General features: G+C 39.2%; 8 protein-coding genes. 1 reads left to right on the top strand and 7 read right to left on the bottom strand.

What is annotated here, in order from left to right; genetic code table 11:
• Positions 1–183 precede the first annotated feature (183 nt).
• On the top strand, positions 184–2571 hold the full coding sequence (locus tag O9290_RS13230) for a DUF3769 domain-containing protein (RefSeq protein WP_288059636.1): 2388 nt from the start codon (positions 184–186) through the stop codon (positions 2569–2571).
• Positions 2572–2704: 133 nt separating this feature from the next.
• Here O9290_RS13230 and O9290_RS13225 read toward each other — a convergent pair whose 3' ends face one another.
• From O9290_RS13225 to O9290_RS13195, 7 genes are all read right to left on the bottom strand, one after another.
• Positions 2705–6448: a WD40 repeat domain-containing protein gene (locus tag O9290_RS13225; RefSeq protein ID WP_288057581.1), complete on the bottom strand. Its 3744-nt coding sequence runs from the start codon at positions 6446–6448 to the stop codon at positions 2705–2707.
• A 104-nt stretch (positions 6449–6552) separates the two neighbouring features.
• Positions 6553–7098: a Mov34/MPN/PAD-1 family protein gene (locus O9290_RS13220; RefSeq protein ID WP_150977561.1), complete on the bottom strand. Its 546-nt coding sequence runs from the start codon at positions 7096–7098 to the stop codon at positions 6553–6555.
• A 98-nt stretch (positions 7099–7196) separates the two neighbouring features.
• Positions 7197–7595: a hypothetical protein gene (locus tag O9290_RS13215; RefSeq protein ID WP_002779140.1), complete on the bottom strand. Its 399-nt coding sequence runs from the start codon at positions 7593–7595 to the stop codon at positions 7197–7199.
• A gap of 20 nt (positions 7596–7615) precedes the next feature.
• Positions 7616–8617, bottom strand: coding sequence for a coiled-coil domain-containing protein (locus tag O9290_RS13210; RefSeq protein WP_002779142.1), 1002 nt, complete (start codon positions 8615–8617; stop codon positions 7616–7618).
• A 5-nt stretch (positions 8618–8622) separates the two neighbouring features.
• Positions 8623–8868 carry a hypothetical protein gene (locus O9290_RS13205; RefSeq protein WP_288057585.1) on the bottom strand — a complete coding sequence of 82 codons (246 nt, stop codon included), beginning with the start codon at positions 8866–8868 and terminating at the stop codon, positions 8623–8625.
• Positions 8861–9127 carry a hypothetical protein gene (locus O9290_RS13200; protein WP_002741504.1) on the bottom strand — a complete coding sequence of 89 codons (267 nt, stop codon included), beginning with the start codon at positions 9125–9127 and terminating at the stop codon, positions 8861–8863. The genes O9290_RS13205 and O9290_RS13200 overlap by 8 nt, the downstream gene beginning before the upstream one ends.
• Before the next feature lie 14 nt (positions 9128–9141).
• Complete coding sequence (locus O9290_RS13195; protein WP_288057588.1) at positions 9142–11628, bottom strand: FtsK/SpoIIIE domain-containing protein; 2487 nt, start codon at positions 11626–11628, stop codon at positions 9142–9144.
• Positions 11629–11761: the final 133 nt, after the last annotated feature.

Raw genomic sequence — 11761 nt, 5'->3', positions numbered from 1 at the left:
TGAAATGGGGCGAAAGTCTGTGGACTCTGTGTAAGACAGTACATGGTTTTTTAACTGTGGTATGCGACGGTGGTGGAAGCAGAAACTTAAATCGTGAGGTTTAGGAATCGCCGCACTTTTAGGGCGGCGAGGATGTCAATGAGGTTCGCTCGTCCTCTATTTTGATCGCCGACTCGTGCAGTCATGTCTTTTTTTCTCTTAGCTGTTGAACCACCTGCCCTGATTAATACTGTAGCTGAACCGGAAACGGAGGAGCGCCAAGTTTCGGAAAATAGTCCCACGTCTGTAGTTTCCCTCCCTGTCACCCCAGCACCTCTAGAAGCAAAAAAGCCTTCAGCAGAGAGCGTTTCTATTCCCCTCACCGTCACTCCACCCCCGGAAACCGTCGAGGTAAAACCCTTGGTTCCCGATGAGGGTATTCCCTTGGAACCTTTACCTAGCAGTGCGGGTGATGCGGCAACTTTAGGAACACCCCTTTCTGTTCAGAATTCTCCACCCCCCGCAGCCGTTGGTGTCACCATTAATCCCGAAACCGAGATAGTTTCAGGATTAAATCAAAAAGCTCTTAACCAGAAAAATGGCTCAACTCGGCTATTAGTGAGGAAAAAAGGCGAAAAAACCAGCCAAGAATACTTGATTTCCCTCAATAACAGCCTAGCTCAGACCGCTAATCCAGAAGGGGAAAGACCCATGGAATTAGTGGCCGATGAGCAGGAATTTGACCAAAATCGGCAGATTATCACCGCTAGAGGTAATGTCACCCTGCGTTTTGCCGAAAGTGTACTAACGGCCGATCGCTTACAGATTAATCTTCCCGAAAAGTTAGCGGTAGCGGAGGGCCAGGTGATCCTAACCCGGGGAGATCAAATCCTGCGCGGCGATCGCTTTGAATATTATTTCGTCCAGGATAGCGGTGTGGTATTTAATGCTAATGGGGAGATTTTTCAACCCAGCACCGCTAGGGATTTAGGGCAAACGCTGCCCACGGATGTGGGGGCCGGTAGTTCTTTTGGAACCCTAACCGATCGTTTGGCATTAAATCAACCCTTGCAGAGAATCACGACGGGAGAGGGTTTTCAATTTGTCGTCGGGGGACAGGATCCCAGTCGGCGCGATCGACAGAATATTAGTAGTCCATCGGGGGGAACGATTAATCGTGTCCGTTTTCAGGCCGAACGCTTGAATTTTGATGGTAAGGTGTGGAATGCCACTAATGTGCGTCTGACGAATGACCCTTTTTCCCCCCCTGAGTTGGAAGTTCGGGCCAATTCCGCCACTTTTCGCAGTACCGGCCCCTTTACCGATGAGTTACGGATGAGTAATTCCCAGTTGGTTTTCGATCAACGGGTAGTGGCACCCACTTTTATTAATAGTCTTACGTTCGATCGCCGTCGTCGTCGTCCTTTTTTAATTGCCCCGGGCTATGATGGGGAGGATCGGGGCGGATTTTTCGTAGAAAGTCCCCTAACTTTAGTGGAGACACCGAAGACTATTTTTGAGTTGACACCGCAATATTTAATTCAAAAAGTCCTTAATCCCGATGCTTTTCCCTCAGCTAACCCCGGAGGTGGGGAAGTTTCGGCCCTTAGTCCGAAAGCTTTTGGTTTATTGGGCAATTTTGCCACTAATTTTGGCGAGCGCTCGTTTTTGCAAGCGACAGCTTCTTTTTCTAATTTAGATTTGGAACAGATCGAAAATAGTGTTCGTTCTAAAATTCGCTTTCAACAGACGATCGGACAGTTGCAGGATCCCTATCTGCTCAATGTGGAGTACAATTATCGCGAGCGTCTTTTTAACGGTTCTTTAGGGTTTCAGACGGTTAATAGCAGTTTTGGGGCAATTTTGACCTCACCGGTGATTGTCGTCCCGAATACGGATATTAGACTCAGTTATCAAGCTTCTCTACAGAATATTAACGCACCCACCGATCGCAGTAATCTCTTAGCGGCCAATGCAACGGATAATGTTACTAATTTAAGCCGTTTTCAGGGCGCTGTCTCCCTCAATCGCAGTTTTTTACTCTGGTCTGCCCTTACTTTACCACCGACTCCCGACCAAGGTTTAAGATTTTCTCCTCTTCCCGTTCAACCCTATATTGCTATTGTCACTGGTGTCACTGGTGTCACCAGTTATTACACTAATGGAGAGACGCAAAATTCCGTCACGGGAACCGTGGGATTATTAGGGCAGTTTGGGCGTTTTTCCCGCAATTTTTTCGACTATACCGGGTTTAATATCAGTTTTAGTCAGGGTTTGGTTAACGGACAATCACCCTTTTTCTTCGATCGCTTTGTTGATCAACAAACAATGTCCTATGGTATAACTCAACAGGTATATGGTCCGATTCGCGTGGGTTTCCAGAGTATTTATAGTATCGATCAAGCGAAGGAAATCAGTACAGAATATTTTCTCGAATGGAGTCGTCGCACCTATAGTTTAATTTTGCGCTATAACCCGGTGCTGCAGTTGGGAATACTCAACATCCGCGTGTCGGATTTCAACTGGACAGGCAACCCCGGCTATTTTGAGGGTAGCGATGTCCGTCCAGTGGTGGATGGAGTAACCCGTTAAGACTACATGGGAGGGTGAATTATGAATTATGAATTATGAATTATGAATTATGAAGTGGGGTGTGGGGTTTTAGGGATTTTCAGATCGGGATTACCTCTCAATGAGACTCCCTTGACTAACTTCTATCCTCTCTTCAACGTGACAGAAAAGCTCCTAAAATTTTCATGGTGTTGCTCGTTTCATAATTCAACCCTTCTACTCCCTTAATATTTGTTTGTTCATAAAGTCTAGGAGAGCGTAAAGTGTTCTGACACTCTCCTGTTTTTAGGTTCCAAAGTTTAATCGTCTCGTCTTCACCTGCGCTGGCCAATGTGTTACCGTTGGGACTAAAACAGACTGACCTGACACTTTTAGTATGTTCACACAGGAGTTGATGAAGCTGACCTGTTTCAACATCCCAAATTCGGATTGTTGCGTCATCTCCCCCACTTGCTAGTAACTTCCCATCGGGACTAAAAGCTACTGACCATACCCAAGACTTATGACCTTCAAAACTATTAATTAATCTACCATCTTTGACTTGCCAAACTTTGACCGTTTGATCATCACTTGAACTGGCTAATCGCTGACCGTCAGAGCTAAAGACAACAGACCAGATTCTTCCTTGATGACCTTTAAAAGTTCGCAAAGATTGAGTCATATTATCTTCAATAGACCAGAGTTTAATAGTTCGATCTTCACTACCAGTTGCTATTAATTTTCCATCAAGACTAAAATTTACTGATAATACCCAGGCCTGATGTTCCTCAAAAGTTTTAAGACAAAATCCTCTCGGAACCGACCAAAGCTTAACAGAATTATCTCCACTACCACTTACCAGCATTTGACTATTAGGACTAAAAGCGATCGACCATACGCGCTTTTGATGTTCTGGGGAAAAAGTGTACTTTTCATCTGTCCTAATATCCCAAAGTTTAATGGTGTTATCGTGACTGGTACTAGCAATCAGTTGACCATTCGGACTAACTGCGACTTGATGCAATAAAACCCAATAATCTTTTTCTTGTAAAATTTTAATTACTTTGCCACTTTCCCCTGACCATAATCTAATCGTTTGATCTCCGCTTCCACTTATCAATGTTTTTCCATCGGGACTAAAAGCTACTGAACAGATCCAGTCAGTATGACCATTAATCTGTTGAAGACATTTATGATTTTTGATAGACCATAATCGGAGCGAACGATCTATAGAACCACTCAAAATATATTGACTATCGGTGCTGAAAGTAATTGATGATAATCGATTGCCATATCCCCTAAAACATTGAAGACATTCTCTGGTTTTTACTGACCATAACCGCAGTGTAAAATCTTCACTCCCACTGGCTATATATTGACCGTCCGGACTAAAAGCAATTGACCAAATCCAGCTTTCGTGTCCTGTTAAAGTATCAATATTTTGATATTCTCCTTCTATAATAGACCATATTTTAATGGTTTTATCCCCACTTCCACTGGCTAGAAGTTGACCATCGGAACTAAAGGCAACTTGCCAAACCCAATCTTGGTGTCCTGTAAGAGTATGGAGACATTTTCCTGTGTCAACTGACCATATTTTGATGGTTTTATCAGCGCTCCCACTGGCTAAAAGTTGACCATTTGGACTAAAGGTAACACCACCTACTCGTTCTTGATGTCCTTCAAGGGTGTGGAGACATTCTCCTGTTTCAACTGACCATATTTTAATGGTTTTGTCCTCACTTCCTGTGGCTAAAAACTTACTATCAGCACTAAAAGTAACGGCTCTAATAGGAGCATAATGTTTTTGAGAAGGGTGGGGCAAAGAATGACAATTTATAGATATATCTGTTGTAATAGACCAAATTTTAACAATTCCGTCTTGTCCCCCACTTGCTAGTAACTGTCCCTCGGAATTTAAGGCTACTGACCACACCCAACTTCCGTGAGCAGGAAAACTTTTGCTTAATTCTAATTTTCCGTCTTGTTTGACTTTCCAGAGGTAAATCATCCCATGACTGTCACCAGTTGCTAAAAGCTCTTCTCTTGGAAAAGAGCGATTAAACTGACTGCAAGAAATTGATAAAATACTGCCACAAGTTTGAGGAAAAATACAGTCAAAAAACTGTGAATAGGAAAAATCTACTTGGTTGAGTCTAATGTTTGATAAATCGACTTGTCGAATAGGGATATGGGAAAAATCGTAGCCGATTAAGTGACCATTTTTCAGTATATTAAGTAAGTTAATGATATTGCCAGCAATGCCGCCAATTTGTCCAGAAGGTTCATTTTTTAATGTCTTTAAACAATCGATTAGTTTGCTTTCTAGATTATTTTCTTGAAAATTATGGATTAAGTTCTTAATTATTGGGTGTAAAATAACATTAATTTGAATCTTTCTTAGATAATCAGGAACAGTAGTTTTAGTCAAGGAGTTACTTCTTAATAATTGGAATTTTTGAGTTTTGATTTCTTCGGTTGCTATGGTAATAATTTTTTGAGTGAAATATTCAATCAGTAGAGGATGTATGGTAAAGTAGTCATCTTTTTTATCTAACAGAATTTTGCTAGATAATGATCTGATCCCTTCTTGGATACTTTTACCGTCAGGTTCAATGATAATATTATGTTCTAGTTCCGACAAAGAAACTGGATTTCGATTAATCGCTAACTCAAAAATAATCGCTTTTTCTAAATTAGATAGTTGCTGAAAGTAAGAATTTAAAATAGACTCGACTTTTTCTATCAGAAGATTCCCTTTTAAAAGAAAATCCGAGAGATTATTATGATGAACTCGTTGAATATGATGAGCGATAGATTTGATGAATAAAGGATTGCCGTGACAGACTTGTTGAATTAAAAATTGCCATTCATCCTCTGAACCATGAAAGGTGTCAATATCTCCCAAAATTTGTCGTCCAGTTTGATAGTCAAGTCCTTGTAACTCTCGGAAATAAGTTGAAGTTTTATTTCCCACTAACGATTCAAGTTCTTGAGGAATTTTTCGACTGGTTATAATTAAACAGCTATTGTGCTTTGACTGACCAATTGCTTGTAAAATTTCGCTATATTCTCGATAGTTTTCATGCTCAATAATCGCATCAATATTATCTAAAAACAATAAACAACGATATTTGGCTAGTATCTTGATAAATTTTATCAGTTTTATTTTAAATTTATCTTCTGCCTTAAAACTAATATTCTGTGAAATAATATTACTGGTATTTTCAAGAAATTCTAGGGGTAAAGGGGGATTCAAAAAAGACCAATAGATAACACGGGGAAATTCCTCTTGAATTTGCTCAATCAGTTTACAGACAAGAGATGTTTTTCCGATTCCTGCTATTCCGAAAATTCCGATAATTTTACACGGGGGACTATTTTGAAAAAACTTTTGTTTTAATAATTCTAGTTCTTTCTCTCTCCCATAAATCTGAGAAATATCAGGAATTAATCCGAAATTATCATAATTTATTTCTGTTTTAACTGATGAGTTTTCAAGACCGGGACATTTACGCTTATCCCATTCTTCTTCAAATTTTTTCAAATTTTCTTCTGTTGATGAATGCCAAAGATTTAGGGTAAAATGCAAATTTGCCGCGCCTTTAGCTTGTTTGTATCTATTATCTGTTAGTATTTCCCATTCTTGTAAAACCTTAAGGTCATTTCTCATCTGTTCAACAGTAATGGCAGCCCCTAACTTTTGCTTAGTAATTCCATGACAAAAATCTGTTAATATTTTTAAAGTTGTATAGACAATTAGCTTAGGATGTGATGCACCTTCTTCGAGCCACCTGAAGGATAGGTGATTCGACCAATACTTGTGATCTGGTGATTCCTTATTAACATGAGTTAATAGTCTTTCTAAGAAGATCAGAATTCTTTTTTTGACGTTAGCACTGGTATTGAGATTAGGCATAGTCTGAAATTTCACTTTTTAGGATTATAGCCTGATAATCTATTCACCGTCAATTAAGTTAAGTATTAAAAAAGTTAATACTTGTGTAACTAGATTGAAGAAAATTAATCATTAACTATTGATAAATAATCAGATAAAGATTTAATACTTAGCAAATTTTTGGGAATTAATTGATCTCCAATTTCTATAGAAAGCTTAGTATATTGGGGTCGTAAATCAGATTGAGAAGGGAGGGAAACGTGATACATAGTCAATCGAAAAAATGGGTCAAAATTAACTAAGGCAGAAATAGCTCCCTCAGAATGTTGAGAAGCATATTTTTTATTAATTGTATCATCAGTTAAGGAAAAGTAATCAAAACTGCCCGGATGTCTATGCCATAGTCCAAGAACTTCTATGGGTTCTCGATAAAATCTGGCAATTTTGTTAGACAGGTGGTTGATATAAGCATTATCATACTCAAAATAGCCGGGGCGAAAGATAGGATTTAGACCCGAATCTAAGGTTTCTAAAATATACCATTTATTAGGGTTTCTAATTCCTAAAAAAATGCCACCTGTTTCTGTTTTATAGCTTTCATAAGTTTCAGCTGCAATAGCTAAAAATGATTTCTGGGAAAAAATGGTTTTGATATTCTGGTAACTTAACATTGTTTTTATTCTCTTATTTATTCATCTTTTTTTCTGTCTAAGATAGATATTTATCAAACATTTATTTTTAATAAAATTTCGTAATATAAATATCTTTTTTAGTTACAACTGCGATTAGCTTGTTGAATTAATCTGTGAATATTAGGTAATTCTGCTTGAGTTAAGCCGTAATATTCGATAGATCGATCATAAGAATAATAAGCTTGTTTAACTTCCTGTTTTTCTCGTTCTAAGAAATGTTCAACTTGTTGGGAATAGCGTTCAGCCTCTAAAGCATAATCTTTGGCTTTAACCAACTCCTCATTAGTTTTTTCTAAGCCTTGTACCTGTTTCTGCAAAAATTCTATCATTTTCTGATCGTCATCTTCATGGGGGTCAAGATAACGACGATTAAGGGTTTTGGCAGCCTCATCTTGCCATAGGCCTCGAATATCTTTACGATAGTCTTGCAGAGTGCGAGATCGCTGCTGCATCTTCCAAACAATATCTTCCATCATTTTTTATCCTCCAAAAATCACTAAAATTGAAAAGGACGGTTGAATTCAATCAGACTTTCTACTCGATATTCTATTTCTCTTGTTACCCCAATTTCTAAACATTGAGCGGAGTTTCCTTGCTTTTCCGCTCCTTTGAAATCATTTCGGGCTTCTTCGGTGAAATTGCGGGCATTATTTACGGCTAAAGACATTAAATCTGCCATTTCCTGCTCATTGCTTGCCTCTAATTGCGCTCTATCAACTTCCCGTCTAGCTGCATCTGCGTTTTCTAAACTACGTTCGGCAAAACTCAGGGCATTATGGGCATAATTTAAAGTAATATTCGCCTGATAGACGGCTGTTTGAGCATATCCGATGGCATTTCGACAACAATTAACCCTAGCTTGCGCTCGTGCGACTTCTTCTCTTGCTGCTTTTTCTTCTTCAATGGCTTTATTTAAGCGTTGGATTGCAGCTTGAACCGCATTTTGGGCTTGACTAACCTTAGCTTGCTGACCAGAACAATTGGGCGCATGATATCGTCCATCCTTGTCAGTATAGCCTGAATTTTGGCAACTGGTGAGGGCGGATTGTGCGCTTTGTAATTCAGATTCTGCACTGCGTAAAGTAAATTCTGCTTGCTCTCTTTCGTTTATGGCACGTTGTAATCGGTCTTCTGCCCTTTCTAACCAAGCTAACGCAAGACTTAGCTGAGTTTGCCAATGATTTAAGGTTGATTGCGCCTGATTTTGGGTATTTTGAGCTGCTGCCAAATTTTGTTGAGCTTTTTCTAAGACTTGATGACAATTAGATAACAATTGAGCAACTTCATCATTAGCCTGATCAACTAATTTTTGATCATTTTTAGCCTGATCTTGAATAATTGAAGCATGATACAGAGCTTGACTCACTTTTTCTTCACTTTGCCTTTGATGCCATGACATTTGATCCAGGGTATCACGGGCGGTTATTTTCCAGTATCTAAGTTCTTCAATTAAGTCATTGAGAAGGTTAATGAGAATACGGGGATCTTGAATAGTCATAATGATTAAGATTTATCGGGGATTTCTTGGATAAAATTGAGGATTTTCTGAACTTCTAGCCTTGAATCTTCCATTTCTGCCAAGGTTCTTGTCCAAAAAACTGTAAATTCTTCGGCGGCTGATCCTTGAAAAACTTCATCAAGCGATCGCCATGCCGTATCGAGAAATTCCAATTCTTCGCTTAAAATCAAATAATATTGATTGAGTGCAGTTTGATAGGCTAAAAGGGCTGTTTTTCGGGAATTATCCACCGTTTAAATACCTCTCTAATACTTGTAATTTATGGTTTAAAAAATCATTATAGGTGGGAATTTGGCGACTATAATAATTATTAGTCTTTTCTTGCAAATCAAGCCACATTTCGTCATGTTTTTGTCGTTTTTGGTCTTGCCAATGGGGAGAAAGATCCTCATAGGTGGTTTCCACCTCTCGCCACGCCGATTGAACGCGATCATGGAATTGTTCGAGGGTCTGTTGAAAGTGTTTGAGTTGTAAAAATGAGTCATCCATGGTTAAATTAAGCTTTAAGCTCTTTTGATTAAACTATTAGCAATTTTCTCTATTTGTTGCTTAAATTCAGGTGTAGATTCCGTACTATAAGGTTTAAAAAGAGTAGTGCGATCGCTATCCGTATCCCGATAAAGGGCTTTAATTGGAACATCTCCATCTGCTTGTAAACGTGAGGCTTGGCGATCACTAACAAAGGTGAAAGAATCATCTTCTGACATCTGTAAAGCGACTCTATGGCGAAAATAAGCTAAATTTCGCCGAATATCAAGGACATTAGAGAAAGCTTTGATCCCTGAAAAACTGAGGATGAGATGAATACCTTTACTCGGTCCTTCCTTCAATAATCGCTTAATTTGAGTAGTTAAGTGACTTTCTGGGCTATAAGACTGCTCATTGCTCCGTCTTAAGTCATCTACTCTATCTAATTCCGTCATGATGACGAAAATAGAAGGTTGAGTCATCAAGTCTGCTTCACTGAGTTGGTTTCTTTCGTCAAGTTGAAGAATTAAATTGTTCAAAATTGCCGTAATAATTCGATTTTCTCGGTTAAATGCCGTCGTAAAGCCCAAAGGTTTTAGAATAATCTGACATACTTCTTCCAATGCTAAATGCCATTGTGTACCAGATACACTGCGATCTACCACAACAAAACGAGATTGTTGAAGATTGCCATTAATAGCAAGACTGGTCAAAATAGCCGATAGAATTCCATAACGGGCTGTATTATAGTCTCCACCGATAACTAGAACGTTTTCACTTGGACGACGGCGTAATATCAGCCTTGCCTGTTGCCTTACACTAAATTCTTGTCCTAGCCATGTTAAGATCGGGTATTCTGCACTAAACCAGTCAGAAATGCCTAATCCTCCTTTGTAGAAAGGTAAACGGGCGATTTTTTCCCAATCTTCTGAGGTTAACCATTTACCGTAATCTAAAATATGGCGTAATTGAGGATTATCTGCTAAATTAGGCTGAGAATCTCCATCAAAGACCACTGTTTCCGTGTAATCTTCTGGGGAGAGTTGATCAGCTTTTTGAGATAAAGCGTTAATGATCATATCTCGGCGAGATTTTTCGATAAATGCCACTTTCCCAAAATAATTAGAGTTATCATCGCCACTACGGTCATTAATAACAATTTTCCCCGGCAAATCACAGGTCATTAATAATTGTTTTCCTCGTTTTCCAAATTCTGTCAGGGCTTGAATTTCTGTTTTTGACATCTGCATTCCCATTCTCAGGTGAATATTACCCAAAATTCCCGTTTGATTCCGCATTCCTTCAGCCCCAAACCTTTGGGAAGCGAGTAACATATGAATACCCGCACTTCGCCCCTGTTGGGCTAAAATCAGTAGTTGACTGGAAGCAGTATCCTCTTTGTCGTTAAAAAATAACTCCTGATATTCATCAATAATTAGAAGAATACGGGGCATTTTGCCCTCTGGTTGTCCTAGTCGGCGATAACCTGCCAATTCTGACACCCCTAATCTTTTAAATAAGGCGTTACGTCGTTCTTTTTCGGCGATTAATTCAGTTAAAACACTACGCGATAATTCAGGGGAGGAATGTAAGGAAACTACTTCGGTATGGGGCAAATTGCGATAGGGGGCTAATTCTACGCCATATTTGCCATCAATGAGATAAAATCTTAATTCTGAGGGACTATAACGAGTTGCCAAGCCTAAAATAAGCCCATGATACAGGGTAGATTTTCCTGATCCAGTCATTGCTCCTAGCATACCATGAGCGCATTGATGACCTTCGCTATCTTTACCAAACCAAATATTTAATTGATCAGAACTTCCTCTTCCACCGATAGGTGTGGTTATCCATTCTTCACTGCTATAATTCCACCAATTTTGCGGATCAATTCCTACTATATCATCCCAATCTAATTTTCGTTCGGGGGGTTTAGCTTGTTTAACTTTATCAAGTAATTGTTTTTGTAAATCTGCGTCAGGAATACTATCCGCTTTAAATTGAAGTTGACAAGATGTTGCTGTCTTTGACTGTTTATTGAGATCAATATAAAAGGCATTTTCAAACCCACTCATATTAATATCTCTAGGGAGATCAATATCTTGATTATAGTGAATAAACACATATCTTCCAGCTTCTGGTCCACTATTACCAATTTTTTGTAATTCTTCAATATCTCTACGGTCATATCTTTTAGGAAAATCTGCGACAAAAATCCCCTCAAATCTTTCATTGACTCGAATATCTGGGGGGAGTAAATGTAAGGCAGGAGACTGAGGATCTAAATAGGTTTCTTTGACGCGACGAATATCTTGGGTGACTTCTAATAAATCTCGATAAACTTCGCCACTATTTTCTCTAATCAAAGCCTCAGGAAGGGAACGACGCATTAAAAATGCACCCCCATTATTAACGGGATCGCAGAAGGTATAACGTATTTGATAAGGAAGTAAAATAGCGGTACGAATCACAAGAGATTGCAGTAATTCTAGTCCCGTATTACGGGTATTATTGCGCAACATCTCAAAAACCGCTGAGAGGTAAGATGAAAGCCACGACAGCATCTCTGGCCTCTCAGCCTATCGCCTGTGGCTGTTAGGTAGTGTCTAGCTAGTGACCAACTTCCAGGCTGAGACTGTTCTGGGGAGCCGCCCG

The organism is Microcystis sp. LE19-41.2A, assembly GCF_027530405.1.
GTDB classification, from domain to species: Bacteria; Cyanobacteriota; Cyanobacteriia; order Cyanobacteriales; family Microcystaceae; genus Microcystis; species Microcystis aeruginosa.
The sequence above is the reverse complement of the archived record's forward strand: the minus strand, read 5'-3'. Positions and strand labels throughout refer to the sequence as shown.

What these genes read in the sequence shown, in the direction of transcription:
- O9290_RS13225 (WP_288057581.1), bottom strand. Translation starts at nt 6,448, where the DNA reads ATGCCTAATCTCAATACCAGTGCTAACGTCAAAAAAAGAATTCTGATC.
- O9290_RS13200 (WP_002741504.1), bottom strand. Translation starts at nt 9,127, where the DNA reads ATGGATGACTCATTTTTACAACTCAAACACTTTCAACAGACCCTCGAA.
- O9290_RS13215 (WP_002779140.1), bottom strand. Translation starts at nt 7,595, where the DNA reads ATGATGGAAGATATTGTTTGGAAGATGCAGCAGCGATCTCGCACTCTG.
- O9290_RS13195 (WP_288057588.1), bottom strand. Translation starts at nt 11,628, where the DNA reads ATGTTGCGCAATAATACCCGTAATACGGGACTAGAATTACTGCAATCT.
- O9290_RS13220 (WP_150977561.1), bottom strand. Translation starts at nt 7,098, where the DNA reads ATGTTAAGTTACCAGAATATCAAAACCATTTTTTCCCAGAAATCATTT.
- O9290_RS13210 (WP_002779142.1), bottom strand. Translation starts at nt 8,617, where the DNA reads ATGACTATTCAAGATCCCCGTATTCTCATTAACCTTCTCAATGACTTA.
- O9290_RS13230 (WP_288059636.1), top strand. Translation starts at nt 184, where the DNA reads ATGTCTTTTTTTCTCTTAGCTGTTGAACCACCTGCCCTGATTAATACT.